Origin of the sequence: Paraburkholderia sp. RL17-373-BIF-A (genome assembly GCF_046030175.1) — a bacterium.
Classification (GTDB): domain Bacteria; phylum Pseudomonadota; class Gammaproteobacteria; order Burkholderiales; family Burkholderiaceae; genus Paraburkholderia.
On record NZ_JARESO010000036.1, the window covers coordinates 54,421 to 81,206 of the forward strand.

Annotated in this window: 22 protein-coding genes; 8 read left to right on the plus strand and 14 right to left on the minus strand. The window is 65.7% G+C overall.

Features of this window, described 5'->3' with window-relative positions; all coding sequences use genetic code 11:
- Positions 1–74: 74 nt before the first annotated feature.
- The 7 genes from P0D80_RS33125 to guaD all read left to right on the plus strand — a co-directional run bounded on the left by P0D80_RS33125 (position 75) and on the right by guaD (position 10,095).
- Positions 75–1,454: an amidase gene (locus P0D80_RS33125; protein ID WP_408290237.1), complete on the plus strand. Its 1,380-nt coding sequence runs from the start codon at positions 75–77 to the stop codon at positions 1,452–1,454.
- Positions 1,455–1,554: 100 nt separating this feature from the next.
- Complete coding sequence (locus P0D80_RS33130) at positions 1,555–2,064, plus strand: disulfide bond formation protein B (RefSeq protein ID WP_408290213.1); 510 nt, start codon at positions 1,555–1,557, stop codon at positions 2,062–2,064.
- A 376-nt stretch (positions 2,065–2,440) separates the two neighbouring features.
- Positions 2,441–3,988 carry a xanthine dehydrogenase small subunit gene (xdhA, locus tag P0D80_RS33135; protein ID WP_408290215.1) on the plus strand — a complete coding sequence of 516 codons (1,548 nt, stop codon included), beginning with the start codon at positions 2,441–2,443 and terminating at the stop codon, positions 3,986–3,988.
- Positions 3,988–6,393 carry a xanthine dehydrogenase molybdopterin binding subunit gene (xdhB, locus tag P0D80_RS33140; RefSeq protein WP_408290217.1) on the plus strand — a complete coding sequence of 802 codons (2,406 nt, stop codon included), beginning with the start codon at positions 3,988–3,990 and terminating at the stop codon, positions 6,391–6,393. The genes xdhA and xdhB overlap by 1 nt, the downstream gene beginning before the upstream one ends.
- 95 nt (positions 6,394–6,488) lie before the next feature.
- Positions 6,489–7,505 carry a xanthine dehydrogenase accessory protein XdhC gene (gene xdhC, locus P0D80_RS33145; RefSeq protein WP_408180576.1) on the plus strand — a complete coding sequence of 339 codons (1,017 nt, stop codon included), beginning with the start codon at positions 6,489–6,491 and terminating at the stop codon, positions 7,503–7,505.
- 68 nt (positions 7,506–7,573) lie between these two features.
- Positions 7,574–8,626: an adenosine deaminase gene (locus tag P0D80_RS33150; RefSeq protein ID WP_408290219.1), complete on the plus strand. Its 1,053-nt coding sequence runs from the start codon at positions 7,574–7,576 to the stop codon at positions 8,624–8,626.
- A gap of 104 nt (positions 8,627–8,730) precedes the next feature.
- Positions 8,731–10,095, plus strand: coding sequence for a guanine deaminase (guaD, locus tag P0D80_RS33155; RefSeq protein ID WP_408180574.1), 1,365 nt, complete (start codon positions 8,731–8,733; stop codon positions 10,093–10,095).
- 82 nt (positions 10,096–10,177) lie between these two features.
- Here guaD and P0D80_RS33160 read toward each other — a convergent pair whose 3' ends face one another.
- Positions 10,178–11,422: an NAD(P)/FAD-dependent oxidoreductase gene (locus P0D80_RS33160; protein WP_408290222.1), complete on the minus strand. Its 1,245-nt coding sequence runs from the start codon at positions 11,420–11,422 to the stop codon at positions 10,178–10,180.
- A 135-nt stretch (positions 11,423–11,557) separates the two neighbouring features.
- On the opposite strand from P0D80_RS33160, the gene P0D80_RS33165 reads away from it, so the two are divergent.
- Positions 11,558–12,286, plus strand: coding sequence for a class I SAM-dependent methyltransferase (locus P0D80_RS33165; protein ID WP_408290224.1), 729 nt, complete (start codon positions 11,558–11,560; stop codon positions 12,284–12,286).
- A gap of 118 nt (positions 12,287–12,404) precedes the next feature.
- Here the strand turns inward: P0D80_RS33165 and P0D80_RS33170 are convergent, their stop codons facing one another.
- The 13 genes from P0D80_RS33170 to P0D80_RS33230 all read right to left on the minus strand — a co-directional run.
- A complete protein-coding gene (locus P0D80_RS33170; protein ID WP_408180571.1) occupies positions 12,405–12,848 on the minus strand; it encodes an excinuclease ABC subunit A in 444 nt (147 codons plus the stop codon).
- Between the two features lie 60 nt (positions 12,849–12,908).
- Positions 12,909–13,331 carry a signal peptidase gene (locus P0D80_RS33175; RefSeq protein ID WP_408180570.1) on the minus strand — a complete coding sequence of 141 codons (423 nt, stop codon included), beginning with the start codon at positions 13,329–13,331 and terminating at the stop codon, positions 12,909–12,911.
- Positions 13,332–13,370: 39 nt separating this feature from the next.
- Positions 13,371–14,612: a beta-ketoacyl-[acyl-carrier-protein] synthase family protein gene (locus P0D80_RS33180; protein ID WP_408180569.1), complete on the minus strand. Its 1,242-nt coding sequence runs from the start codon at positions 14,610–14,612 to the stop codon at positions 13,371–13,373.
- Positions 14,609–15,835, minus strand: coding sequence for a beta-ketoacyl-ACP synthase (locus P0D80_RS33185; RefSeq protein WP_408180568.1), 1,227 nt, complete (start codon positions 15,833–15,835; stop codon positions 14,609–14,611). Before P0D80_RS33185 ends, P0D80_RS33180 begins: the two co-directional genes overlap by 4 nt.
- Entirely contained in the window at positions 15,835–16,560 is a 726-nt protein-coding gene (locus P0D80_RS33190) for a 3-ketoacyl-ACP reductase FabG2 (RefSeq protein ID WP_012434023.1), read from the minus strand. The genes P0D80_RS33185 and P0D80_RS33190 overlap by 1 nt, the downstream gene beginning before the upstream one ends.
- The gene (locus P0D80_RS33195; RefSeq protein WP_132376818.1) at positions 16,557–17,042 is read right to left on the minus strand and encodes a hotdog family protein; all 486 of its coding nucleotides are present in this window, start codon (positions 17,040–17,042) and stop codon (positions 16,557–16,559) included. The genes P0D80_RS33190 and P0D80_RS33195 overlap by 4 nt, the downstream gene beginning before the upstream one ends.
- Positions 17,043–17,074: 32 nt before the next feature.
- Positions 17,075–18,256 carry a beta-ketoacyl-[acyl-carrier-protein] synthase family protein gene (locus P0D80_RS33200; RefSeq protein WP_408180567.1) on the minus strand — a complete coding sequence of 394 codons (1,182 nt, stop codon included), beginning with the start codon at positions 18,254–18,256 and terminating at the stop codon, positions 17,075–17,077.
- Positions 18,253–20,661 (minus strand): MMPL family transporter, encoded by a 2,409-nt coding sequence (locus P0D80_RS33205; protein WP_408290229.1) that lies wholly within the window; start codon positions 20,659–20,661, stop codon positions 18,253–18,255. Before P0D80_RS33205 ends, P0D80_RS33200 begins: the two co-directional genes overlap by 4 nt.
- Complete coding sequence (locus P0D80_RS33210; protein ID WP_408290231.1) at positions 20,661–21,350, minus strand: outer membrane lipoprotein carrier protein LolA; 690 nt, start codon at positions 21,348–21,350, stop codon at positions 20,661–20,663. The genes P0D80_RS33205 and P0D80_RS33210 overlap by 1 nt, the downstream gene beginning before the upstream one ends.
- Complete coding sequence (locus P0D80_RS33215) at positions 21,338–21,769, minus strand: acyl-CoA thioesterase (RefSeq protein WP_132373468.1); 432 nt, start codon at positions 21,767–21,769, stop codon at positions 21,338–21,340. Before P0D80_RS33215 ends, P0D80_RS33210 begins: the two co-directional genes overlap by 13 nt.
- Complete coding sequence (locus P0D80_RS33220; RefSeq protein WP_408180563.1) at positions 21,766–23,361, minus strand: HAL/PAL/TAL family ammonia-lyase; 1,596 nt, start codon at positions 23,359–23,361, stop codon at positions 21,766–21,768. Before P0D80_RS33220 ends, P0D80_RS33215 begins: the two co-directional genes overlap by 4 nt.
- On the minus strand, positions 23,348–25,072 hold the full coding sequence (locus P0D80_RS33225; RefSeq protein ID WP_408180562.1) for a glycosyltransferase family 2 protein: 1,725 nt from the start codon (positions 25,070–25,072) through the stop codon (positions 23,348–23,350). The genes P0D80_RS33220 and P0D80_RS33225 overlap by 14 nt, the downstream gene beginning before the upstream one ends.
- Positions 25,072–26,786: ApeI family dehydratase (locus P0D80_RS33230; protein ID WP_408290234.1), on the minus strand; the 1,715-nt coding region annotated here is incomplete at its 5' end. The genes P0D80_RS33225 and P0D80_RS33230, both read right to left, overlap by 1 nt.

Below are 26,786 nucleotides of genomic sequence, written 5' to 3' on the forward strand. Positions count from 1 at the left end.
GCCACCGCATTCAAGCTCACGCATTTAGCCCAATGACCGGCTTTGCCCGGTTCAACCGGATTTCTACCGACATCATGGCCACTGAATTCACGCCCTTTCCGCCGCTAGCCCAACTTGCCGCCGACCTCGCCACCGGACGCACCACGAGCCGCGCGCTCGTCGAGACTGCGCTCGAACGGATCGCCGATCCGGCCGGCCAGGGCGCCGCCGTCTTCATGCACGTCGATGCCGACAGCGCCCGCGCCGCCGCCGACGCGCACGACCGTCTGCGCGCCGCCGGCACCGTGCTTTCGCCGCTCGCCGGGATTCCGGTGTCGGTCAAAGACCTGTTCGATATCGAAGGCCAGCCGACCCGCGCCGGTTCCGCGGTGCTCGCCGACGCCCCCGCCGCCAAGACGGACGCCGTCGCGGTCGCGCGTTTGAAGCGCGCGGGCGCCGTGATCGTCGGCCGGACCAATATGAGCGAGTTCGCGTTTTCCGGACTTGGCCTGAACCCGCACTACGGCAACCCGCTGTCGCCGTACCAGCGCGGCGTGAAGGGCGACGAGCGGATTTCGGGCGGTTCGTCGTCGGGCGCGGCGGCTTCCGTCGCGGACGGCATGGCGGCCATCGCGCTCGGCACCGACACCGGCGGCTCGATTCGCATTCCAGCGGCGCTGTGCGGCCTGACTGGCTTCAAGCCGACCGCCGACCGGATTCCCAAACAGGGCGGCGTGCCGCTTTCGTCGACCCTCGATTCGTTCGGGCCGATCGGCGTTTCCGTGGCGTGCTGCGCACTGGTCGACCGCATGCTGGCCGGGCTCGAACCGCGCATTCCGACCGCCCGTCCGCTCGAAGGCGTGCGCCTCGGCGTGCTGACCAATTTCGTCACGGACGGCGTCGAGCCGGCGGTCGCTGCGGCGATCGACACGGCGCTCAAGCATCTGGAAGCGGCCGGCGCGATCGTCAGCGAAGTTCGTTTCGCGCCGCTCGACCGTTTGCCCGAGATCAACCGCTTCGGGTTTTCGCCGATCGAAGCGTATGCGTGGCATCGTCCGTTGCTGGAAAAGCATCGCGACCTATACGATCCGCGCGTGCTGGTGCGCATTCTGAAGGGCCAGCCGGCCAGCGCCGCCGACTATCTGGACCTGCTCGCCGAACGCGAGGCGATGCTCGCCGAGGCCGCCCGCACGCTGTGGCAGCGTTTCGACGCGGTCGTGGCGCCGACGGTGCCGGTGGTGCCGCCGCGCGTCGCCGAGCTGGTCGACGACGATGACGCCTTTGGCCGCACCAACGCGTTGATTCTGCGCAACCCGAGCGTGTTCAACTTCCTCGATACGTGCGCGCTGTCGCTGCCGTGCCATCTGCGCGGCGACGCACCGGTCGGCCTGATGCTGGCCGGCGCGCCGCACGCCGACGACGCCCTGCTGGCCATCGGCCGCGGCGCCGAAGCGGTGCTCAAGGCGATTCGCTGATCAGGAAATACGTCGTAAAAGCAGGATAAGCTGGGGGGCGGGGGTTCGCGCTAGAATCGCGGGCACCCGCCCTTTCCGTTTCGAGACAGCCACACGATCCATGAATAACGACACTGCAATGCTGCGCCGCGAGCGCTCCCTGCTGGTTCTGCTTGGCCTGATCTGCGTTGCCCTCGTGGGCGGCGCGCTGTATCTGCAGTATTTTCTGCACGAAGACCCGTGCCCGTTGTGCATCATCCAGCGGTATTTCTTCCTGCTGATTGCGATCTTCGCGTTCCTCGGCGCGCGTTTTAACAGCTGGCGCGGCGTGCGTCTGCTGGAAGTGATGGCGGCCTTGTCGGCGCTGGCCGGTATCGTGACGGCCGCGCGCCATGTGTATGTTCAGGCGAATCCGGGCTTTAGCTGCGGCTTCGACGCGCTGCAGCCGCTGGTCGACAGCTTGCCGCCCGCGCATTGGCTGCCGGGCGTGTTCAAGGTCGCCGGGCTGTGCGAAACGGCCTATCCGCCGATCCTGGGTCTGACGCTGCCGCAATGGTCGCTGGTCGCATTCGTGATCGCTTTCATCCCGTTGGCGCTGACGCTGGTCGGCAATCGTCGCCGGATCGCCTGATTAGCGGTTTTTTGCCCTGCCTTGCCGCAAGAGATAACGCCGGATTGCGTGCCGCCAAACAAGGCGGCCCGAAATTCGGCGTTTTTTTGCCCGCAACAACCGTGTTTAGCGGTGCAATGACCGCCCGTTTCCCCCGCAACACCCCACCCCGCCTGGCTTTCCGCCTTCCGTCCCGTCTCACGCAACTTCCCGCCTTAGCGCGAATCGTACTTATCTCATGACCGCTTCCGAATAAGCTTCATGCGACATGGGAAATATTTTTGGGACAAGGTAATGCTATCTTCGGAATTGGATGGCGATCTACGTGCGCGAGGCCGGCTTTGGCGCGACCCCATGCGTAACGCGCGCCCGGTCCGCACTGTCTTTCGGATTCGCCATGACAACGCAAACCATCCGCTTTTATCACCAGGGGTCCGTCCGTGAGGTCGCGGGCGTCCCTGCGTCGCGCACCGTGCTGCAGCACCTGCGCGAGGATCTGCATTGCACCGGCACCAAGGAAGGCTGCGCGGAAGGCGACTGCGGCGCCTGCACGGTCGTCATCGGCGAACTGGATGCGCACGGCGACCTCGCGCTGAAAGCGGTCAACGCCTGCATCCAGTTCCTGCCGACGCTGGACGGCAAGGCGCTCTTCACGGTCGAAGACCTGCGCGCCGCCGACGGCGCGCTGCATCCCGTGCAACAGGCCATGGTCGACTGCCACGGTTCGCAATGCGGCTTCTGCACGCCCGGCTTCGTGATGTCGATGTGGGCGCTGTACGAAAACCAGCCGGCCGCCGCCGGTCTGCCCACCCGTGATGAAATCAACGCCGCGCTCTCCGGCAATCTGTGCCGTTGCACCGGCTACCGGCCGATCGTCGACGCCTCGCAGAAGATGTTCGACTATCCGCAATACCCGCGCGTGACGCTCGACCGTCGGGCCGTGGTGGATCAATTGCGCGAGCTGCAACGGCGCGACACCTTCGAATACCGTGCGCCCGACACGCGCGGCGCCACGTTCGGCTCGCCCGCCTTTTATGCGCCGATTTCGCTCGATACTTTCGCGAAGCTGCGCGCCGAACATCCGCACGCACGGCTGCTGGCCGGCAGCACCGACGTCGGCCTGTGGGTCACCAAGCAATTCCGCGATCTCGGCGACATTCTGTATGTCGGCAACGTCGCCGAATTGAAGACGATCGAGCGTGATGCGCAGACGCTGACGATCGGCGCGGCCGTCACGCTCGAAGACGCGTACGCGGCGCTCGCCGTCGACTACCCCGAACTCGCCGAACTGTGGACGCGTTTCGCGTCGCTGCCGATCCGCAATGCCGGCACGCTCGGCGGCAACGTCGCGAACGGCTCGCCGATCGGCGACTCGATGCCGGCGCTGCTTGCGCTCGGCGCCGAAGTCGTGCTGCGCCACGGTCCGAAAACGCGCACGCTGCCGCTCGACGCGTTCTACCTCGGCTATCAGAAGACCGCACTCGCCGCCGGGGAATTCGTCGCAGCGCTGCGCGTGCCGCGCCCGGCGGGCAATCTGCGCTTTCGCACCTACAAAGTGTCGAAGCGCTACGATCAGGACATCTCGGCCGTGTGCGCGGCATTCGCGCTGCACCTCGGCGAAAACGGGACCATTCAGCAGGCGCGCATCGCGTTCGGCGGCATGGCGGCCACGCCGAAGCGCGCCGCGCAAACCGAAGCCGTCCTGAATGGCGCAACATGGGACGAAAGCACCGCGCGGCAAGCCATGAATGCGCTTGTCGCCGATTACCAGCCGCTCACCGACATGCGCGCTTCGAGCGCCTATCGACTGAAGGTGGCGCGCAACCTGCTGTGGCGTTTCCACCTCGAAACGCGCGATGACGCGCCGCTCGCCCTCTTCGACGTGAATGCGTTCGCGTTCGAAGCCGGCGCGCCGGACGCCGCCGTTGCGAAGGAGCCGTCGTGATGAACCGGACCGATGCTTTCGTCGAACACGCTGCGAGGCACGTCGCTCACGAAAGCGACGCATCGATCGGCGTATCGTTGCCGCATGAATCGGCCGCGCTGCATGTGAGCGGCGAAGCCACTTACACGGACGACGTGCCTGAGTTGCAAGGCACGCTGCACGCTGCGCTCGGCCTGTCGCGCCATGCGCACGCGCGGATCGTGTCGATGGATCTCGACGCGGTCAGGAAAGCGCCGGGCGTGATCGCCGTGCTGACCGCCGAAGACATTCCCGGCGAGAACAATTGCGGCCCGGTGCTGCACGACGACCCGATTCTCGCCGTCGATGAAGTGCTGTATCTCGGCCAGCCGGTGTTCGCCGTGATCGCCGAAAGCCATGAACTCGCCCGCCGTGCCGCCGCGCTGGCAAAAAGCGACGACGTGGTCCGCTACGAACCGCTCGAAGCCATCCTCACGCCCGCTGATGCGAAGGCTGCGAAGCAATTCGTGCTGCCGCCGCTGCATCTCAGACGCGGCGAGCCGGATGCGAATATCGCCGCCGCACCGCATCGCATCAGCGCCACGTTTGAAGTGGGCGGCCAGGAGCAGTTCTATCTGGAAGGCCAGATCGCGTACGCCGTGCCGAAGGAAATGGACGGCATGCTCGTCTACAGTTCGACGCAGCACCCGAGCGAAATGCAGCAGGTGGTCGCGCATATGCTCGACTGGCCGGCGCATAACGTGGTGTGCGAATGCCGGCGCATGGGCGGCGGCTTCGGCGGCAAGGAATCGCAATCGGCGCTGTTCGCCTGCGTGGCAGCGCTGGCGGCGAAACGGCTGCGCCGCCCGGTCAAACTGCGCGCCGACCGCGACGACGATTTCATGATCACCGGCAAGCGCCACGACGCGGTCTACGCGTACGAAGCGGGCTTCGACGACAGCGGCCGCATTCTCGGCGCGCGCGTCGAAATCGCGTTGCGCGCGGGCTATTCCGCTGATCTCTCCGGCGCCGTCGCCACGCGCGCCGTCTGCCACTTCGACAACGCGTACTACCTGTCCGACGTCGACATCGTCGCGCTGTGCTGCAAGACCAACACGCAGTCGAACACCGCATTCCGTGGCTTCGGCGGTCCGCAAGGCGCGCTCGTGATGGAAGTGATGCTCGACAGCATCGCGCGTCAGTTGAACTGCGATCCGCTCGACGTGCGCCTCGCCAACTACTACGGCATTGGCGAGCGCGACACGACGCCGTACGGACAGCGTGTCGAAGACAACATCATCGCGCCGTTGACCGATGAGCTGCTCGGCACCAGCGACTATCGCGCGCGCCGCAAAGCGATCGCGGCCTTCAACGCAAGCAGTCCGGTGCTCAAGCGTGGCATCGCGTTCTCGCCGGTGAAGTTCGGCATCTCGTTCAACGTGCCGTTTCTGAATCAGGCCGGCGCGCTGGTGCATGTGTACAAAGACGGCTCGGTGCTCGTCAATCACGGCGGCACGGAGATGGGCCAGGGGCTCAACACCAAGGTCGCGCAAGTGGTCGCCAACGAGTTCGGCTTGCCGCTCTCACGCGTGCGGGTCACGGCAACCGACACATCCAAGGTCGCGAACACGTCGGCGACCGCGGCTTCCACCGGCAGCGACTTGAACGGCAAAGCCGCCGAAGCCGCCGCGAAAACGATTCGCGCAAGGCTCGCGGAACTCGCGGCCAAACAACTCGGCGGTGCGGCGAACGACGTGCAATTCTCCAACGGCGAGGTGTCGGTGAACGGTGGAGCAATGCCCTTCGAACAACTGGTCGGCGCCGCCTATCTGGCGCGCGTGCAGTTGTGGTCGGACGGTTTCTACACGACGCCGAAAGTGCATTGGGACGCGAAAACGCTGACCGGTCATCCGTTTTATTACTTCGCATATGGTGCGGCGGTCTCGGAAGTCGTGATCGACACGCTGACCGGCGAATGGAAACTCGTGCGCGCGGACGTGCTGCACGACGCCGGCCAGTCGATCAACCCGGCCATCGACATCGGCCAGGTGGAAGGCGGCTTCATTCAGGGCATGGGCTGGCTCACCACCGAGGAACTCTGGTGGAACCGCGATGGCCGTCTGATGACGCACGCGCCGTCGACCTACAAGATTCCGGCGGTGAGCGACACGCCCGCCGCGTTCCACGTGCAGCTTTATCAGAACCACAACGCCGAGCCGACCGTGTTCCGCTCGAAGGCCGTCGGCGAGCCGCCGTTGCTGTTGCCGTTCTCGGTGTTCCTCGCGATTCGCGACGCGATCGCGGCCGCCGTGCCGGACGCGCAACAGGCGCCGGCATTGCGCGCACCGGCCACGCCCGAAGCGATTCTCGACGCACTGGACGCCTTGCAGCCACCGGCCGCGCCGCAACCGGCAACGGAACCGGCGGCGACCGACACGACAGCTTGAGAAAATAACCCGCGGCCTAACGCGACACGAACGCACCAGGCCACACTCAACCGGCCGCACGGACACCCCGCGCGGCCACGTATGGAGAACGCCGGATGCAGCCCTGGCTACCTGACCTGCAACAACTGCTCGCGCACGGCGATGCCGCCGTGCTGGTGACGGTCGCGCGCGTCGAAGGTTCGGCGCCCCGCGAAGCCGGCACCAAGATGATCGTTACGCGCGATTCGGCGAAGCACACCATCGGCGGCGGACACCTCGAATGGAAAGCCATCGAGACCGCGCGCCAGGTGCTGCGCGACGGCATGCGCTCGCCGCACATGCGCCGCCTGGAGCGCTTCGCGCTCGGCCCGAGCCTCGGGCAATGCTGCGGCGGCGCGGTGATTGTCGCGTTCGAGCGGCTCGACGTGGGCGACCTCGGTTGGATCACGTCGCTGGCGAAACGCGTGGCCGCCGGCCTTTCGACGGTGCGTAGCGTATCATTCGGCCCCGCACCGGATGCGGTGATGCTGTCCGACCCCGAGCCGGGCGTCGACGCCGCTGACTGCCTGCTGTGGGACGGCGCCGGTTTCGACGACAGCGGCGCGCTGCTCACCGAAACCATCGCGCCCGGCGACTTCTCGGTCGTGCTGTTCGGCGCCGGTCACGTGGGCGCCGCGCTGGTTCGCGTGCTGGCCACGCTGCCTTGCGTGGTCCGCTGGGTGGACGAACGCGACGCGCAGTTTCCGCCCGCGGAATCACTGCATGCGCCGAACGTGAAGATCGATCCGAACGACGCCCCCGACGAAGCCATCGACCAGGCCGCGCCGAACACGTACTTCATCGTGATGACGCACAACCATGCGCTCGATCTCGAGTTGGCCGAGCGCATTCTGCGGCGCGGCGACTTCGCGTTCTTCGGCATGATCGGCTCGCACAGCAAGCGCAAGCAGTTCGAACACCGGCTGGCCGCGCGCGGTCTCGATCCGTCGCTGATCGCGCGCATGAAGTGCCCGCTCGGCGTGGACGGCATCGTCGACAAGTCGCCGGAGATCATCGCGATCTCGGCGGCAGCGCAGGTGCTTCAGGCCGTCGAGGCGAACGCGGGCATGCATCACGCCACGCAGACGGTTTGAAGCGCGGCACGTCGACACAACGCTTACGCATCCGGCCCGAACCGACTCCAACGAAAACCTGACCGACCATGACTACAACGACCGCTACCCCCACGCCGCTGGCCGAAAAAACCGCCCTGGCGCCGAAGGCCGAACTGCATATTCATATCGAAGGTTCGCTCGAACCCGAACTGATCTTCGCGCTCGCCGAGCGCAACGGCGTGAAGCTCACCTACGACTCGATCGAAGCTTTGCGCGCCGCCTATGCGTTCACCGACCTGCAATCGTTCCTCGACATCTACTATGCGGGCGCGAGCGTGCTGCTGCACGAGCAGGACTTCTACGACATGACGATGGCCTACGTCGAGCGCTGCCTCGCCGACAACGTAATTCACAGCGAAATCTTCTTCGACCCGCAGACGCACACCGAGCGCGGCGTGCCGATCGCGACGGTCGTGGCCGGCATTGAACGCGCGCTCGCCGACGCGGAAAAGCGCGGCATGACAAGCAAGCTGATTCTGTGCTTCCTGCGCCACCTGTCCGAAGAAGACGCACTCGCCACTTTCGAAGAAGCGCTGCCTTTGTTCGATCAATACAAGCATCGCCTGATCGGCGTGGGTCTCGATTCGTCGGAACGCGGCCATCCGCCTTCGAAGTTCGAGCGCGTGTTCGCCAAGGCGCGCGCGCTCGGCCTGAAACTCGTCGCCCATGCGGGCGAAGAAGGCCCGCCCTCGTATATCTATGAAGCGCTCGATCTGCTGAAAGTGGACCGCGTCGATCACGGCGTGCGCAGCATCGAAGATCCGGCGCTCGTCGCGCGTCTCGCTGATTCGCGCGTCGCGTTGACCGTGTGTCCGCTGTCGAACCTGAAACTGTGCGTGTTCGACGACCTGACCAAGCACACGCTGAAAGACCTGCTCGATCGCGGCGTGGCCGTGACGGTCAATTCCGACGATCCGGCTTACTTCGGCGGCTACGTGAACGCCAACTATTTCGCCACCATCGACGCGTTGAAGCTCAACGATGCCGAGGTCTACACGATCATCCGCAACAGCTTCGAAGCGTCGTTCGTCACGCCCGAGCAACGCAGCGAACTGATCGCGAAGCTCGACGCGCACTGGCACCCAAGCGGTCCGCACTGACGGGCCGATGTATCGCAGCCGGCGGCGGCATGAGCTCATGTGAGAGCCATGATCGAACCGTCGCCCGGACTGTGCAGCTTTCCACAATCGGAGACGGTTTTTCCATGACTCAATCTGCCAACCCGGCCAAAGCAGCCCAATCGGCATTCCGCGCGCAACTGCTGACCTTCAACGGCGATCCCGCGCAATCGCCCAACGCGGCGGTCTTCAATGAGGACGGCCTGCTGATCGTCGAAGACGGCCATGTCGTGGCGGCGGGCGCCTATGCCGCGCTCGCGCCGCAACTCGCGCCCGGCACCCAGGTGCAGGAGATGCGCGACAAGCTGATCGTGCCGGGTTTCATCGATACGCACATTCACTATCCGCAGACGGACATGATCGCGTCGCCGGCGCCGGGTTTGTTGCCGTGGCTCGAGACGTACACGTTCCCGACCGAGCGCCGCTTCACCGATGCGGTCTATGCACGCGACACCGCGAGCTTTTTCGTCGACGAACTGCTGGCGTGCGGCACGACCACGGCGCTCGTGTATTGCACGGTCCATAAGGAATCGGCCGACGCGCTCTTCACCGAGAGCGAAGCGCGTAATCTGCGCATGGTGGCCGGCAAGGTGCTGATGGACCGCAACTGCCCCGAGTTCCTGCGCGACACCGCGCAATCGGGCTACGACGACAGCGCCGAGCTGATCGGCCGCTGGCACAATCGCGGCCGCCAGATGTACGCGCTCACGCCGCGGTTCGCGCCGACCTCGACCGAAGCGCAACTCGAAGCGTGCGGCGTGCTGGCGGGCGAGCACCCGGACATCTTCATCCAGAGCCACGTCGCGGAAAATCACGATGAAGTGAAATGGGTCGCCGATCTGTTCCCCGGTCACCGCAGCTATCTGGACATCTACGATCACTACGGTCTGCTGCGCCGCCGCGCGGTGTACGGCCACTGCATTCACCTCGACGAGGAAGACCGCAAACGCATGGCGCAAACCGGCACGGTCGCCTCGCACTGCCCGACCTCGAACCTGTTCCTCGGCAGCGGCCTGTTCGACTTCGACAAGGCCGATGAAGCCGGCATGCCGATCGCACTGGCGACGGACGTCGGCGGTGGCACGTCGTTCTCGATGCTGCAAACCATGAACGAAGCGCACAAGGTCGCGCGTCTGGGCGGCCATCATCTGACGGCCACGCGCATGTTCTATCTGGCAACGGCCGGCGCGGCCGAAGCGCTCGATCTGGCGGACAAGGTAGGCACGTTGAAGCCGAAGTCGGAAGCGGACTTCGTCGTGCTCGATCCGCGCGCGACGCCGCTGCTCGCGCGCCGCACCGCGCGCACCGAAACGCTGGAGGAACTGTTGTTCGCGTTCGCGCTGCTCGGCGACGATCGTGCGATCTATGAGACGTATGCCGCCGGCAAGCGCGTGCATCGTCGCGACGATATGCGGCGGCATGCGTCGAGCGCGGCCAGGATCGCGGCTTGAGCTGAGTGATTTACGCGGCTGAATGAAGAAACGGCGCTTCAATTTCGAAGCGCCGTTTTTTTGCCCAGCCTTCGCAGCTAGCTCACCGCTGCATGCAAACCTCATGCAACGCATTCAACCGACGCACCGGATCCGCGACATACGGATTCGACTCATCCCACGCATAACCCGCCAGCACCGCGCTGATCATGCGGCGAATCGAAGGCGTCTGGTCCGGATAAAAAATGATGTCCTGCAACGCACCGGAATACCAACGCTCGACGAAAGCGCGGAACGTATCGATCCCCTTGCGCAACGGCACGTCGTAAGCGGCCGACCAGTCGACCTGTGCGCCGTCCAGTTGCCGGTTCAAGGTCTGCACCGCGAGTTGCGCCGAGCGCAGCGCGATCGTCACACCGGACGAAAATACCGGATCGAGAAACTCGCCCGCATTGCCGAGCAGCGCGTAACCGGGCCCATGCAGACGCTCCACGTTCGCCGCATAACCACCGATGTGGCGCACCGGCATCAGGAACGGCGCGTTGCCGATCAGGCGGTTGAGCGTCGGCTCCTGCTGGATCAGCGCGCGCAATTTCGTATCGCGCTCCGCCTCCGGCACGTCGAGAAAACTCGCCTCGGCGACACAGCCCACCGACGAACGTCCGCCCGCCAGCGGAATCATCCAGAACCACACATCGCGGTGTTCGGGATGCGTCGCCACGCAAATCTTGTTGCGGTCGGTCATGCCGGCCGGAATGCCGTCCTGCACATGCGTGAAGATCGCGGCGCGCGTCGGCATCCGCGTCGGCGCTTCGAGATTCAGCAGACGCGGCAAAACGCGACCGAAGCCGCTTGCGTCGAACACGAAACGCGCTTCGATCTGATAGGCGTGATCCGCTTCGTCGACCACATCGACCAATGGCGTGACGCCGGGATGAACCGCGCGCACGGTATGGCCGAAGCGCACGTCGGCGCCCTGCTCCGCCGCGCAGCGAATCAGAATATCGTCGAATACCGCGCGCTCGACCTGGTAGGTGGTGCCCCAACCCGGCGAATGCTTGTCGCGGAAGTCGAACGCCGACGACTGATCGCGATACACGAAATGCGCGCCGTTCTTGTACTGGAAGCCCGCTTCGACCACGGCCCGCAGCATGCCGGCCTCTTCGAGATAGGCCATGCTCTGCGGCAGCAGGCTCTCGCCGATGGAAAAGCGCGGAAAGTGCTGGCGCTCCAGCACCAGCACGGAACGCCCGGCCTTGCGCAGCAATGCAGCCGCGACCGCGCCTGCCGGTCCGGCACCGATGATCACGACATCGACGGTCGTGCGCTTTGACGAATGTGTACTCAAATTTGCCTCAATCGTTTGGCTTGCCCGGAGCAGCGTTTCGCTGCATCCTTACGTCTCGTTACAATTGCACTTCAACGCCCCGAAGGGAGTCTTCGTGGGGCACAGCAAGAACGCTATTTCGCCGGGGAGCCCAGCGTGTCGCCATCCGAAACATCCAGTGTGCCATTTGTGCCGGAAACCGCTTTCGGGATCTGGTTCCTGCGTACCTACACCTGGGAACATCATGTGCTGCGGGTCGCGATCAACGACCTCAAACGCCTGATCGACACGCCCTTGCCCGAGGCGCCGGTGATCGTCGACGTCGGCTGCGGCCAGGGCATTTCCTTCCGTCTGCTCGCCGAGGCGTTCAAGCCGCGCCGCCTGGTCGGCATCGACTTCCACGAGCCGTCGTTGACGCTCGCCGCTCAGGCAGCGAGCGCCTGCGGCGACAAGCTAGCAGAGATCGAGTTGCTGCACGGCGACTGCGCGAAACTGCCGCTGCCCGACGCGAGCGCCGATATCGTGTTCTGCCATCAAACCTTCCATCACCTCGTCGAACAGGACCGCGCGCTCGCCGAGTTCCGCCGCGTGCTCAAACCGGGCGGCGTGCTGCTGTTCGCCGAATCCACCGACGCGTACATCAAATCGTGGGTGATCCGGCTGCTGTTCCGTCATCCGATGCACGTGCAAAAAAGCGCCGACTGCTACCTCGACATGATCCGCCGCGGCGGCTTCAGCTTCAGCGAGCGCAACATCTCACTGCCCTACCTCTGGTGGAGCCGCGCGAAAGACTTCGGCCTTCTCGAACGGCTCGGCCTGACCCATCCGCAACCCGGCAAGCGTCGTGAAACGCTGGTCAATGTGGCGGCGGTCAAAGCCGGTTAATGCGCAGCAAGGCGCGGGCCAGGTGCGGTAAAACAGCGCGAGGCGGCGGCGCGCATGCCGCCTTCCAGCTTTCCTCGCGCGCATACGTACCCCCGTACGGACTTGCGCCGACCAGGTGTTACTTTCGCAACGTCACCACTTCGCCCGTCAACGCGACACCGGCGATCACCGCGCCCGCGCCACAGGTGTACTCAGTCGCGCTCTCACGCAATTCGTTCTTGTAGTTGCTCTTGATATTGATCACCGCGTTGCCGCCTTCCTTGCGCGCGCGTTCCTGCAACTCGATCACCGCCGAGAGGAACACGTGTTGGCAGGCTTGCAAATCGCTCTTGCCGAACGCGTTGGTCTTCTTGTTGGTCGCGAATTCGCCTATCGTCTTCACGACAGACGGATGGCGTTGGCCCGCGAAGTACAGTGCGATGTCTTCGCTCACTTTGCCGGGTTCGCTTTGCAAGGCCTGATCGACCGGATAGTTGTTGACCGTATCGCGGGCAAAAGCCGGCGTGGCGCTCAGCGTGGCAAACGATGCAAACAATGCGGCAAACAGCAGATGGCGTTTCATTGAGACTCCTTGGTGGTTGTTGTTGCTCTGTGAGTTCTATTTCAATCGGCCCGATTCGGCTCAGTTCGATTCCAGCACGACGAGCTGGCCGCTTACGGCGATCGCGGCGGCGCTCGGACTGACGCCGCAAGTGAATTCGGTCGACGAGTTGCTCTCGGTGCTATGAAAACGCGTCGACACATCGATCACGGCATTGGCGTGGCGTTCGCTGGCCGCGGCGCGCAGCTTCTGCACGGCGTCGGCGAGCGCTTCGTGGCAAGCGTCGTCGGGACCGGCGACCTTGCGCGCGATCCGCACGGAGTACGACACGTCGCCCAACCGGCTCTTGACCGCCGGGTGGTCCTGCTGACCGAAATACACCGGCACGTTGCCGCGCGATTGGCCGCCCGCCGCCGCGAGCGGCAGCGACTTCACCTGCGTGGCGCAACCCGCCAGCGTCAACGCCATGACTGCCAGCGCGCCCAATGCACCTGCTCTTTTCATTCTTATCGCCCTCGTTTTTTTATAAAGTCGCGGCCGTTTTCAGCCGCCCTGCCATGCTTCGAACATCAGGCTCGCGCAACTGCCGCCGAACCCGTACGACACCGACATCGCCGTGCCTATGCGCGCCTCGCGCGTGGTGCGCACGAGCGGCATGCCGTCGAGAGCCGGCTCCGGCGTGTCGATATCCGCCGTGCCCGCGATGAAGCCGTCGCGCATCATCAGCATCGTGTAGATCGCCTCGTGCGCGCCGCACGCGCCGAGCGGATGCCCCGTCATACCCTTGGTCGACGAAAACGCCGGCACGCGATGGTCGAACGCCGCGCCGAACACCTCGTTCAACGCATGCAGTTCTTCCAGGTCGCCGAGCGGTGTCGACGGTGCGTGCGTGTTGACGTAGTCAGGCCGTTTGCCCGCTTCGTTCAGCGCGCCGCGCATGGCCCGCGCGATCCCCGCTGCGCGCGGCGTGACCATGCCGCCGCTATCCGTGCAGTCGCCGAAACCGGTCAGCTCCGCGTTGATCCGCGCGCCGCGTGCAAGCGCGTGATCGAGCGATTCGAGCACCAGCACTCCACCGCCCGACGCGATCACGAAACCGTCGCGCTCCGTGTCGTAGGGACGCGATGCCATCTGCGGTGTGTCGTTGAAGCGGCGCGACAACGCGCCCATCGCGTCGAACATCAGGGTCATGTTGTCGTGCAGCGACTCGCTGCCGCCGGCCAGCACGATCTGCTGTCGGCCGGTCTGGATCAATTGCATCGCCTGCCCGATCGCGAGCGCCGAAGTCGTGCACGCCGACGACGGTGAATAGCTGACGCCTTCGAGCCCGAACACCTGCGCGACATTGGCCGACGCGGTGCTGCTCATCGCATGCGGCACCGTGTACGGCGGCACTTTGTCGACGCCACGGGCATGCGCGATCGCCATGGCCGCGTCGTAAGTGGACATGTTGCCGACGCCCGAACCGATCACCGTGCCCACGCGCGGCGAGCGCAACTGCGCCGCGTCGAGTCCCGCATCGTCGATCGCCTTGCGCGCGGCATGACACGCGAAGCGCGCGGTGTCGCCCATGAAGCGTTCGAGCTTGCGCTCGAACGGCGGCTCGTGCGCGACCGAGGCGACGCCTGCGACCTGCGAGGCGAAGCCACGCTCGCGCCACGCGTCGATCCGCTCGATCCGCGAGCGGCCCTCGCGCAAGGCAGCGGAGACCTCATCGAGCGTATTGCCGAGACACGACACGATGCCCATGCCGGTCACGACCACGCGTTGCAAAGCCACGCTCATCGGACACGCCTGAAAATCAGCGACGTGTTGATGCCGCCGAACGCGAAGTTGTTGCTCATCACGTATTCGGCGTCGATCTCACGCCCCGTGCCGACGATGTAATCGAGCGACGCGCAGGCCGGATCGACGTTCTCCAGGTTCAAGGTCGGCGCATACGAGTTGCGCTTCATCATCTCGATGGTCCACCACGCTTCGAGCGCGCCGCACGCGCCGAGCGTGTGGCCGACATAGCTCTTGAGCGAGCTGATCGGCATGCGCGCGCCGAAGGTCTGTGCTGTCGCATGGCTTTCGGCAATGTCGCCGCGATCCGTCGAGGTGCCGTGCGCGTTCACATACTCGATCGCTTCAGGCGGCAGTTGGGCGTCGTTGAGCGCGAGTTGCATCGCTAGCGCCATGGTTTCGGCGGTCGGCTGGGTCATATGCGCGCCGTCCGAGTTGCAGCCGAAGCCGACGATCTCCGCGTGAATCCGCGCACCGCGCGCCATTGCATGCTCGTATTCCTCGAGCACCAGCGTGGCCGCGCCTTCGCCGACCACGAGGCCGTCACGCGCGGCGTCGAACGGACGCGGCGTCAGATGCGGTTCGTCGTTGCGCGTGCTGGTGGCGTAAAGCGTGTCGAACACGGCGACAGCCGGCCCTGACAGTTCCTCCGCGCCGCCGGCCAGCATCAGCGTCTGCTTGCCGCTCTGGATCGCTTCGTACGCATAGCCGATCGCCTGGCTGCCCGACGCGCACGCACACGAGGTCGGAATGATCCGCCCTTTCAGATCCCAGAACAGGCTGACGTTGACCGCGGTGGTGTGCGGCATCATCTGCACGTAGCTGTTCGACGTGACGTCGCTCATCGAGCCGGTTTCTAGCATCGTGCCGAACGCGCGGATCGGCTGCACCGAACCGGACGACGAACCATACGCGACGCCCATACGGCCGTCCTTGATGGTGGCATCGTCGGCGAGGCCCGCGTCGGCGAGCGCCAATTCGCTGGCGCGCACCGAATACATCGACACCGGCCCCATCGAGCGGGTCTTCTTGCGCGGATAATGCGCGGGCGCCGTGAAACCCGGCAACGGACACGCGAGCCGCGTATGCAGCGATTCGAAGTAATCCCACTCGGGCATGCGGCGCACGGCGTTCACGCCGCTCTTCAAACGCGTTTCGATCACGTCCCAGCTATCGCCCAACGCCGTAACGCCGCCCATGCCGGTAATGACGACGCGCTTCATCAGATCATCCCGCCGTTGACGCCGATCACCTGACGCGTGACATACGAGGCCGCATCCGACATCAGGAAGCTGACCACGGACGCCACCTCGGCAGGCTGGCCGACGCGGTTCATCGGCACCGTTTTCAGCGCCTGCTCGAGCGGCATTTCGTCGAGCATGCCGGTCTCGATCAGACCCGGCGCCACGCAATTGACGGTGATGTTGCGCGACGCCAGTTCGACGGCGAGCGCCTTGCTCGCGCCAATCAGGCCGGCCTTCGCCGCGCTGTAGTTGACCTGGCCGCGGTTGCCCATCACGCCGGACACCGAAGCGATGGTGACGATGCGGCCGCCCTTGCGGGCGCGCACCATCGGCATGGTCAAGGGATGGACGACGTTATAGAACGAGTCGAGACCGGTTTCGATCACGATGTCCCAATCTTCCTCGGTGAGCGCGGGGAACGCGGCGTCGCGCGTCACGCCCGCGCTGCATACGATGCCGTAGTACGGGCCGTGCGCCGCGACGTCCGCTTCGAGTACTTCGCGGCACACGGCGCGCTCGCGCACGTCGAACTGCAGCACGCGCGCCGTGCCGCCCTGCGCGGCGATGCCCGTCGCAACCGCGTCCGCTTCACTGCGTCCCGTGCGGCAGTGCACGGACACCGCGAAGCCGTCGGCAGCCAACTTGTACGCAATCGCGCGGCCGATGCCGCGGCTTGCGCCGGTAACGAGAACACGCCGGCTCATGAACTGAAACTCCCTTCTATGAATGACTGAAAATCGCGCGGTTGAAAAACCTTGATGACGGCTTCGGCGCAACTCGCGTCGCCGTGCCGGATCGTGCATTCGTAGGCGCCGTGGCCCTCTTCGCTGCGCAGCAGTTCCGCGACGTGGATCGACAACTGCGCGCCGCCCGCGAACGACGGCTGCAATGCCTTGTAGCTGCGCGAGCCGAGCAGCACGCCGGGCCGCGCGCGGCCGCCGCCGCGCATGGCCAGCAACGCGACGTGCGCGGCGATCGCCTGCGCCATCAGTTCGATGCCGATCCACGCGGGCATGGCGCCGTCGGCGTCGGCATACCATGCGTCCGCGCGCACCGTGGCGCGCGCGCTGAGCGTTTCTTCGCTGAACGTGTCCACGGCGTCGATCAGCAACATGGTGCCGCGATGCGGGATGATCGCTTCGATCGGCTGCTGGACCAGTTCGTCAACGGTGGGCGTCGGGTTCATCGCTTGGTTCATCGGGCAACTCATCGGGCAACTCATCGGGCAAGGACGAGGCTGACATTGCTGCCGCCGAAAGCAAACGAATTGCTCATCGCGTATTGCACGCCGCCTTGCGGCATGAAGCGTTCGCTAACGACCAGGTCCAGTGCAGGCAACGCGGGATCGGCCTCGCCGTCCCACAGATGACGCGGCAGCGGCACGTTGTCATGCGCGAGCGCGAGCCACGTGAAGCCGAGTTCAGTCGCGCCCGCCGCGCCGAGCTGGTGGCCGGTCAACGGCTTGGTACCGCTCGTCGCTACGCCTTGTGCAAACACTCGCGACATCAAACCCGCTTCCATCTCGTCGTTCTTGCGCGTGGCGGTAGCGTGCAGATTCACATAGCCGATCGCCGACGGCTCGATGCCCGCATCGGCGAGCGCCGCGCGCAGCGCAAGTTCGCCGCCCACGCCGCGCGGGTCCGGCGACGAAATGTGATGCGCGTCGCTCGATTCGCCGACGCCCGCGAGCCGCACCGCCGCTTCGTCGCGGCTCATGAGGAACACTGCCGCGCCTTCGCCGACATTGATCCCGCAACGATTGCGGCTCATCGGATTGCTGCGCACGTTGCTGGTCGATTCAAGCGAGGCGAAACCCTGCACCGTCAGCTCGCACAGCGAATCGACGCCACCCACCACGACGGCGTCGCACAGTTGCAACTGCAGCAGCCGGCGCGCCGACGCGAAGGCTTTCGCGCTCGATGTGCACGCGGTCGAGATCGTGAACGCCGGACCATGCACGCCGAGCACGGCGGCGGCGAACGGCGCCGCCGTGCCGATTTCCATTTGCCGGTAGTTGAAGTTCGCGGGCAGATCCCCCGCTTGCGCCTGATAGACGAACGCGGCTTCGGCGGCCTCGATGCCCGACGTGCTGGTGCCGAGCACCACGCCGATGCGATGCGCGCCGTAGCGCTCGCGCGCCGCTTCGACAGCGGCGGCAATCTGCGCCAGCGCGGCGAGCAGCAAGCGGTTGTTGCGGCAGTCGTAACGGGCGAGTTCAGCGGGCGGCGCTAGGTCGAGCGGCGCGAGCACGCTGCCGACGAACGCCTCGCCGATCCCCGTATGCGCGTTCGCCATGCCGGGCGAACGGCCGGCGGCAAGCGCCGGGACAATGCTGTCGAGGTCGCCGCCGAGCGCGTTGATCATGCCGAGCGCGTGCAAATAAACTGATGGGGCTTTCATGCGGCCCTCCTTGATTCCGATGGCATGCCGATCGGCGCGAGCAATACCGATACCGCGATGCCGAGCGCGAGCGTCGCGCCGAAACTCTTCAGCGCGGGCATCGCACTCATGCCGAGCATGCCGAACGACAACAACGTGGTGGCCGCCGATAGCAGCACGCCCGTCCACACCGCGCCGAGATCCGCGTCCGCGCGCAGGCAGCCTTCGCGCAGGAACACGGCATAGTTTGCGCCCACGCCGAGCACGAGCATCAGCGCCAGCCAATTGAACAGATTGAGCGGCACCTGCGCGTAGCCGAATACGGCAAGCGTGACGCCAACGGCGAGCAGCACCGGCAAGGTCACGGCGATGCCGCCGCGCACACGGTAGCGCAGCATCAGCAAAACGAGCACGAGGGCCAGCGCGCCGCCGAGCCACCAGCCGCTATCCACGCGATACGCGCCGAACAGCTTCGACACGCTGGCGGCCTTGTCGACGAACACGACGCCGGGCAACCCCTGCGCGGTCGCGATCAGCGCGGGTTCATTCTGCGGCGTCACGCCCTGCGGAATGACGACCGCGGCATAGGCTTTCGTCGATGCATCGACTTCGCCGAGCCAGAGATGTTTGTACGGTTGCGACCACGGCGCCGCGAGCCACCTATCGATCGTGAGCGGCGCTTGTGGTTTGGCGTATGAGGCGATCCAGGCGTCGGCGACTTCGTCCTTGAAGCCGGCCTGCAGGAGCGTGGCGCGCAACGCGGCGCGGTCGTTGAACACGTGTTGTGCGAGCAACGCGCGGTCTTCATTCTGCTGTTTCGCGGACGGCACGAACTGCGCGACCGACTGATAGCTGCCGACCTTGTTCGCAGTGCCGTTCAACGCGTCCAGTTTCGTGCCCAATGCTTCCGCGCGTTGCAGCACGAGTTCCGGCGTCTCGCCGCGCACGACGAAAAACTGCGCGCTGTTATCCACGCCGACGGCCTCGCGCACCTTGTCTTCCTGCGCGACGAGCGCGGGATCGCGCTGGATCAGCAGGTGGATGTCGTCGTCGCTGGTCAGACGCAGCCAGCCGGGAATCGCCAGCAGCAGCAACAGCGCAGTCACCAACCACGCGCGCTTGCCGCCGATCGTGCGATGCCACACTGTCAGCAAGCGCGCCGCGCCTGCAAACACGCGTTTCGGGCTGCGTTTGGGCGCGCGCGTGAGCAGCGCGGGCAGCAGCCACAGCACGGAGGCGAACGCCGTCGTGATGCCGGCAATCGCGAAGCAGGCGATCTGCTTGAGCGCGGGAAACGGCACCCACGTGAGAATCGCGTAGCCGAGCAGGCTCGTCGCGAGCGCCACGCTCAACGCGGGACGCACGGCGCGCGCGCCGCGACCCGCGTCCCAGCCGCGCTGCGCGCCGAGATACACCACGAAGTATTGAATCGAATAGTCGACGGCCTCGCCGATCAGGCTGGCGCCGAACACGAGCGTCAACAGATGCAGCTTGCCGAATACCAGCATCGTCACCGCAAGCGCGCAGACAATGCCGAGCGCGGTCGATACGAAACCGAGCAGCAACAGACGCGGTGAGCGGAACACCCACATCATCAGAAGCGCGATGCCGCACAGCGACGCGAAGCCGATCAGATGCACTTCATGTTCCGATGCGCTGCGCGCCGATTCCGCGTAAAACACGGCGCCGGTTCGCGCCACCGAGACATCGGGGAACGCTTGCTTCAATGCGCTTTCGCCTTGTGCGAGCGCTGCGAGTACCGCGCGCTGCGTCTTCGTTTCGTAGGCGGAGCCTGGCAATGTCGCGACGATCAGCACGCTGGTGGCGGCGCCGCGATGCGCAACCAGCATGTTGTCTTCGAGTTCGAGATTCGAGGTAGCGAGCGGCAGGCCGCCGAGCCAGTGTTCGAGCCAGCCGAACGGATCGTCGGCGAGCGGCGTGGTGAGGCCGCCGCGCAGCGGGCTGTAGATGCGCTGGGCGAGCGAGTCGTGCAATGTGGTATTCGCCGCGCCGTTTGAGAGCGATGCGCGGTCCGCCGGCGCCAGCAAGCCGAAGCGATACGGCATATACAGCGCAGCGATCTGCGACAGATCGAACGGCGGCAATTCCGCCGTCACCGAACCGAACGCGCCACTCTTCTGCAACGACGCGCCGAGTTGTTTCGCCGCGGCTTTCGCGTGCGCGTCGTCGTTGCCGGTGACGAGGAAAACGGTGCGGTCGCCCAGCGCGCTCGCCAGCGTATCGACTGCCTTTTCGGCGACCGGATCGGCCTCGGTCGCCGGCAATAGCGCGAGCAGATTGGTTTGCAGCGGCGACGATCCCGCGAACCGCCAGCCGCAATACAGCGCCGCAACGAGCGCGAGCAGCAGCCACGCGGCGCGCATGCCCCACGCCTGTTTCGCGGATCGCTGTTGCAGCATTTCCATTACGGCGCCCCGAGCAGACCGCGTTCAGCCGCGGTGAGTTCGGTCACGGCCGCGCTCTTCGTGAAGTCGAGTTGGGTGACGTCGCCGTTCGCGAGCGTGATGCGCAAACGCTGCAGATAGTCGCCACCGTTCATCTCCAGACCTTTGATCGACTGCGCGATCTGCGGCTGGTTCGGCGTGAGTTGCATGCGCCACTGCGCGGCGCTGCCTTCGGCCCGCACGTCGAATTGCGAGTAGAGTGCCGACAGATCGCCGCCGAGCATCGCGCGCATCATCTTCGAGACTTGCGCGACACCGCGCGTGCCCTGCGCGCTGTGAGCCGTGACGCGCTGGCCGTTGGCGTTGACTTCGGTCACTCCGGCATCGGTGATCACGTAGGTGGCTTTGTACGGCGTGTCGATCTGCCAGATCACGCCGCGCTCGCGGAAGAACAGCAGCGAGCCGGTGCTGACGAGCGGCTGCTTCATCGCGGCGAGCGTTTGCGTCTGCGTGAATTGCGCGCGCACGCCCTTGGCCTGCGCGAGGTGCGCGGCGATCTGCGAGACGAGCGCGGGGTTGCCAGGCGCGGCTTCTTTCGTCGATGCGGCCGATGCAGCCGACGCGGGCTCCATCCATACGGCTGTCGCGACAAGCACGCTCAGCGCACTCAATATGCCGGCGATCGCAGCGCGCAGATTCATCGTCCCCATACGCGCTCCAGCTTGTCGAACACGACCGGCGGCGAGACGAACTGCAACTCCTGAGTGGCGGCATCGACCGCGACCTGGATCGTATAACCCTTGGTCAGCCGCGTGCCAGTCGCGCAATCGACGATTTCATAGCCTATTTTCAGGCGGTTTTCGTGTTCGAGCAGTTGCGTGCGCACTTCGATCTGCTGACCGTAGGTGGCCGGCTTCACGTACTTGAGATGCGCTTCCACGATCGGCCACAGATAACCCGAAGCCTGCATCTCGCGATAGTCGTAGTCGAAAGCGCGCAACAGCGCCGCGCGGCCGATCTCGAAGTACTTCAGATAGTGGCCGTGCCAGCACACGTTCATCGCGTCGACATCGTGGAACGGCACTTCCACCGTCGCGCTCGCGCTCAGCACTTTGCGGGAACCGGTCATGCGCTCGATCCTCCGCGAGAGTCGCTCGCCAGATCGCACGCGGCAATGCGCGCGGTCAGCGCGCGCAACTCGTGTTCGAGCGCGCGGTCTTCGTCGACGAACGGCGACTGCGCGCCGACGCTGTCGATGAACGCTTGCAGCGGCGCCGGCACCGGCGTCGCGCTGTCGATCTTCAAGCGCAGACGCGCGGCTTGCACCGTCGCGAGCGTATGCGCGGCGGCGACCTGCTCGGTCAGTTCCAGCACGCGCAAGCAGTCGCGCGCGGCGATCGTGCCCATGCTGACCTTGTCCTGATTGTGCGCCTCGGTGGAGCGCGAAAAGACGCTCGCGGGCATCGTGTTCTTCAAGGCTTCAGCGGTCCATGCGGACGACGAAATCTGCACCGCCTTGAAACCGTGATTGATCGCGGCACGCGCGGGCGCCGCGCCCGACAGATTGCGCGGCAAGCCATTGTTGAAATTCACGTCGACCAGCAGCGCGAGTTGCCGGTCCATCAGATCGGCGAGATTGGCGACCGCGACCTTCAGCGAGTCCATCGCAAAGGCGATATGGCCGCCGTAGAAGTTGCCGCCGTGCAGCACGCGTTCGTTGTCCGGATCGATCAGCGGGTTGTCGTTCGCGCTGTTCAGTTCGTTCTCGACATCGCGGCGCACCCACGAGAGCGCATCGCGCGCCACGCCGATCACATGCGGCGCGCAGCGAATCGAATAACGGTCCTGCAGACGGTGGCCCGGCGTGTCGTCGCGGCCGGACAGGTCGTCGCGAATCCATGCCGCCGCTTCGGCCTGGCCGGCGTGCGGCTTCACTTCGAAGAGCATCGCGTCGAAGTGCGCGGCGCGGCCGTCGAGCGCGACGGTGCACAACGCCGTCAGGCGCGCCGTGAGCCGCGTCAGATGATCGGCGCGCGCAAACGCGAGACAGGCGAGGCCCGTCATCACGGCGGTACCGTTCATCAGCGCGAGCCCTTCTTTCGGCGCGAGCGTGAGCGGCGTGTGACCGAGTTCGGTCCACACTTCGCGCACGTCACGCAGATGTCCTTCGAACATCACGTCACGTTCACCTGCAAGCGCGGCGGCCACATACGAGAGCGGCGTGAGATCGCCGCTCGCGCCCACCGAACCTTCCGACGGAATGCGCGGCAGCACACGATGATTGACCAGATCGGCCAGACGTTCGAGCAACACCGGACGCACGCCGGAAAAACCATAAGCGAGCGAGTTGAGCCGCGCGGCGATCACCGCGAGCGTTTGCGCGTCGTCGAGATATTGGCCCATGCCGCAGCCGTGATAACGCGTGAGTTGCAGCGGCAAGGCTTCGACCAGTTCCATCGGCACGTCGACTACGCAGGCGTCGCCGTAACCGGTGTTGACGCCGTACACGGTCGCGCCCGCGGCCAGATGGCGGCGCAGAAAATCCGCGCCGCGCTGAATACGCGCGCGCCACGCCGGATCGTCGCTCAAGGTGACCGGCGCGCGGTGCTGCGCAATCGCGACGACCTCTTCAATCGTCAGCTTGCGCCCGCCTATTACGACTGCCGCGTTGTTCACGTTCGCGCCTGTATTCGGCACATCGATCAGATCATGTTCGGCCATTCGCGCCTCGCTTGGGGCTGGCCCAGAAATCGAAGAAGTTGAACCATTGGTAAGGTGCCTTGCGGCAATAGTGTTCGAGACGCACGGCATAGCGCTGCGCCCACGCGGCGAGATGCTGCGCGCGTTCGCGGCGCGGCAGGTCGATGCGCTCGGCGAACGGTTCGAAATAGAGACGGTAGCCGTCGCGCTCTTTCAGACAGAAGAACAGGTAGACCGGACAACCCAGCGCATGCGCGAGCACATACGGACCTTGCGCGAACGGCGCGGTCGAGCCGAGAAATTGCGCTTCGGTCGTGCGCCCCGCTTCGTGGGCGGGCACGCGGTCGCCGACGATCACCAGCAGCTCGCCGGCATCGACGCGCTCCTGCATCATCATCGCGGTCTCGGGTCCGAAATCGCTGACTTCGAGCAGATGCTTCGCGAACCCGCTATTGGCCGAGGCCAGCACGCTATTGAAGCGGCGCGCGTGCTCCGTATAGACGACCGCCGTGACCTTGGCATAAGCGCCCTGCGCGGCGAGCGCGCGGGTCATTTCCAGATTGCCGAGATGCGCGCCGATCACGAGCGCGCCCTTGCCGCTCGCCACCAACGCTTCGAATGCCGAAGGATCTTCGAATTTGACGTCGGCGTTGTTCACGCGGCCCGACCATGCCGCGAGCTTGTCGAAGCCCGATTGCGCGAACGCCAGCATATGGCGGTACGCGGACAGCCAGCCCGGACGTGGCGTATCGCCATGCGGCGCGGCCTCGCCTAGATGCTTGAAGTAGTTGCTGGAGGCCTCGCGCGCGGCGCGCCCCGTCAGCAGAAAATACGCGACGATCGGATGCAGCCACAGCGCGGTGAAGCGCCGGCCGAACAGCTTGCAACTGAGCGCGAGCAGCGACATGCCGAGATGGCTGCCGCGTTCGGCGATACGCCACCAGTCCTGTTGGTTCTCGTTGCCCTGCCCGTCCGCGAGTGCGGAGCGACGCGGCATCACCTTGTGCGCGAGCAGCATCGGCAGACGCCACAGCATGCCGAACGCGAGCCGCGTATGACTGCGGCTGATGCGAACGTTGTCCCACAGCACGTCGAAATGCGAGACGCCGTCGCTTGCATAGGTGACGCGCGTCGGAATCGAGCGGAACGCGGCGCGCCGCCAATACAGGCGCACGAGAATCTCGATGTCGAAGTCCATGCGCGTGGGCAGTTGCACGCTGTCGATCAGATTGCAGGCGAGCGCCAGAGGATACAGGCGAAAGCCGCACATCGAGTCGCGGATCGTCAGCGAAAGCGTTTCGATCCACACCCACACGTGCGTCAGATAACGGCCGTAGAGACGCGCTTTCGGCACGCTCTCGTCGTAGACCGGGCGGCCGAGAATCACCGCGCCCGGTTCGGCGCGCGCCGCTTCGATGAAACGCGGCACGTCGGTGGCGTCGTGCTGGCCGTCGGCGTCGATCTGCAACGCGTGCGTGTAGCCCGCCTTGCGCGCGGCGCGCAGCCCCGCCATCACCGCCGCGCCCTTGCCGCCGTTGACCGGCAGGCGCAGCAGCGTGAGCTGTCCCGCGTACTGCTGCGCGAGCGCGGCGAGCACCTGCTGGGTGGCCTCGTCGCTGCCATCATCGACGACAAACAACGGCAGGCCGTGAACCGCCAGATGCGCGACGGTCGCGCCGATCGCGTCCTTATGGTTGTAGATCGGAATGACGATGCATGGAGAGAAGGTCATCACGCGCCCTCCCCGTAGACGATCACGCCGGACGCGCAGTCGCGGCCGCTCACGCGGTACGCGAACTGCACGCGCCGGCGCGCCGCGTCGTGCGCGAGCGTGAGCTTGAGCACCGCACCCGGCGACACCGGCGCCATGAATTTCAGTCGATCGATCGACGCCACCGCGCGCACGGCAGGCACATGCTCGGCCGCCAGACGCATCGCCCAGTCGACCTGGACGACGCCAGGCAGAATCGGCAGGCCGGGAAAGTGGCCGGCGAAATGCACGAGCGAGGGCGGCACGCGCAACTCGTAGTGCAGCGTGTCGCCGCTGCGCGCTTCGGCCAGCACTTCCATGCCTTCGACGCGCGGTTCGAACGCGGCCGCCACGGCGGCTACCGGCAATTTGCCGCGCGCGTCGAACGGCAGCGTGACGCGAAAACGCCAGTGGCGCGGCAGCACCACGACGTCGAAATATTCGGCGAGATGCCGGCGCAGGACTTTCGCGAGCGCCACGCGGCCTTCGTCGCGCAAGGCCGCGCCGCCCGCTTCGGTCAGCGCCACGACGGCGCCGACGCGCTCGCGCGAGGCGCCTTCCAGCGGCACGAGCGCCGCTTGCGCCACATACGGATGCAGCGCGAGGCGCGCTTCCAGTTCCGGCAGCGAGACGCGCTTGCCGTCGAGCTTGAGCACGCGGTCAAGCCGGCCTTGCAGGCGGAAGCGGCCCTCGGCGTCGAAGGCGATCTTGTCGTCGGTGCGATGCCAGCCGGCGTGATCGAGATGCGGCGAGCGGACGTTCAGCGCGCCGTCTTCGTCGCGGCGCACTTCGATGCCCGACACCGGTTGCCAGGCATCGGTCTGATCCTGGCGCCGCCACGCGATGCCGCCGGTTTCCGTGCTGCCGTAAATCTCGAGCGGCGCCGCGCCGTAGGCTGCGGCGTATTCCTGCGCGGCTTCGAGCGCGAGCGGACCGCCCGATGAAAAGAACGCGCGCGGCACCGGCGTCAGGTCGGCGAAGCCGGGCAACGCGGGCCAGCGCGACAGTTGTGCGGGCGTCGAGACGATCACCGCTGCGCCGCATCGGTCGATCTGCGCTTGCAGATGCAACGGCTCGATGCTGACCGCGCGGTCGAAGGCACGGCCGGCTGCGAGCGGCCAGAGCACGCGAAACAGCAAACCGTAGATGTGGTGATGCGGCACGCTCGCGAGCATCGTCGCGTCGCCGACTAGCGCGCCCCACTGCTTTTCAAGCGTGTGCACTTCGGCGTTGAATTGCGCGAGCGTCTTGCGGATCGGCTTGGGGCGGCCGCTGCTGCCTGAGGTGTAGAGCGTGAGCGGGGCTTGTGGGTCGATTGCGTAAGTCGCGCGGGACGTATGCGCTGAAGCAGCTTCGGCCTTGCCTTCTACAGCGGGTGCAAACGGCGACAAATCCGCGTCGGTCAGCACGACTTCATACGCGTCGGCGAGATCGGCGAGATAGCCCGGCGTCGAGTTGGCCGGAATCACCGGCTCCTTGCCGCACGCGAACAGCGCAAAGAGCGCGCAGGCAAAATCGAACGGATCGTCGATGCACAAAGCGTAGCGTTGCGCGGCTTGCGTTTGCACGAGTGCGATCAGCCCGGCGACGCGCGCGCGAAACGCCGCGCGATCGAGCAGCGCGGCGCCGTCACGGCATATGGGCGCATGCACCACGGCAGTCCCACCAGCTACCGACAACAGATCATGCAACGCGA

Excerpts from the sequence above, each read along its gene's own strand:
- P0D80_RS33195 (WP_132376818.1), bottom strand. The coding sequence starts at position 17,042 with ATGAACCCGACGCCCACCGTTGACGAACTGGTCCAGCAGCCGATCGAA.
- guaD (WP_408180574.1), top strand. The coding sequence starts at position 8,731 with ATGACTCAATCTGCCAACCCGGCCAAAGCAGCCCAATCGGCATTCCGC.
- P0D80_RS33125 (WP_408290237.1), top strand. The coding sequence starts at position 75 with ATGGCCACTGAATTCACGCCCTTTCCGCCGCTAGCCCAACTTGCCGCC.
- P0D80_RS33185 (WP_408180568.1), bottom strand. The coding sequence starts at position 15,835 with ATGAAGCGCGTCGTCATTACCGGCATGGGCGGCGTTACGGCGTTGGGC.
- P0D80_RS33170 (WP_408180571.1), bottom strand. The coding sequence starts at position 12,848 with ATGAAACGCCATCTGCTGTTTGCCGCATTGTTTGCATCGTTTGCCACG.
- P0D80_RS33175 (WP_408180570.1), bottom strand. The coding sequence starts at position 13,331 with ATGAAAAGAGCAGGTGCATTGGGCGCGCTGGCAGTCATGGCGTTGACG.
- P0D80_RS33150 (WP_408290219.1), top strand. The coding sequence starts at position 7,574 with ATGACTACAACGACCGCTACCCCCACGCCGCTGGCCGAAAAAACCGCC.
- P0D80_RS33210 (WP_408290231.1), bottom strand. The coding sequence starts at position 21,350 with ATGGGGACGATGAATCTGCGCGCTGCGATCGCCGGCATATTGAGTGCG.
- P0D80_RS33205 (WP_408290229.1), bottom strand. The coding sequence starts at position 20,661 with ATGGAAATGCTGCAACAGCGATCCGCGAAACAGGCGTGGGGCATGCGC.
- xdhA (WP_408290215.1), top strand. The coding sequence starts at position 2,441 with ATGACAACGCAAACCATCCGCTTTTATCACCAGGGGTCCGTCCGTGAG.
- xdhB (WP_408290217.1), top strand. The coding sequence starts at position 3,988 with ATGAACCGGACCGATGCTTTCGTCGAACACGCTGCGAGGCACGTCGCT.
- P0D80_RS33190 (WP_012434023.1), bottom strand. The coding sequence starts at position 16,560 with ATGAGCCGGCGTGTTCTCGTTACCGGCGCAAGCCGCGGCATCGGCCGC.
- P0D80_RS33215 (WP_132373468.1), bottom strand. The coding sequence starts at position 21,769 with ATGACCGGTTCCCGCAAAGTGCTGAGCGCGAGCGCGACGGTGGAAGTG.
- xdhC (WP_408180576.1), top strand. The coding sequence starts at position 6,489 with ATGCAGCCCTGGCTACCTGACCTGCAACAACTGCTCGCGCACGGCGAT.
- P0D80_RS33180 (WP_408180569.1), bottom strand. The coding sequence starts at position 14,612 with ATGAGCGTGGCTTTGCAACGCGTGGTCGTGACCGGCATGGGCATCGTG.
- P0D80_RS33200 (WP_408180567.1), bottom strand. The coding sequence starts at position 18,256 with ATGAAAGCCCCATCAGTTTATTTGCACGCGCTCGGCATGATCAACGCG.
- P0D80_RS33225 (WP_408180562.1), bottom strand. The coding sequence starts at position 25,072 with ATGACCTTCTCTCCATGCATCGTCATTCCGATCTACAACCATAAGGAC.
- P0D80_RS33220 (WP_408180563.1), bottom strand. The coding sequence starts at position 23,361 with ATGGCCGAACATGATCTGATCGATGTGCCGAATACAGGCGCGAACGTG.
- P0D80_RS33130 (WP_408290213.1), top strand. The coding sequence starts at position 1,555 with ATGAATAACGACACTGCAATGCTGCGCCGCGAGCGCTCCCTGCTGGTT.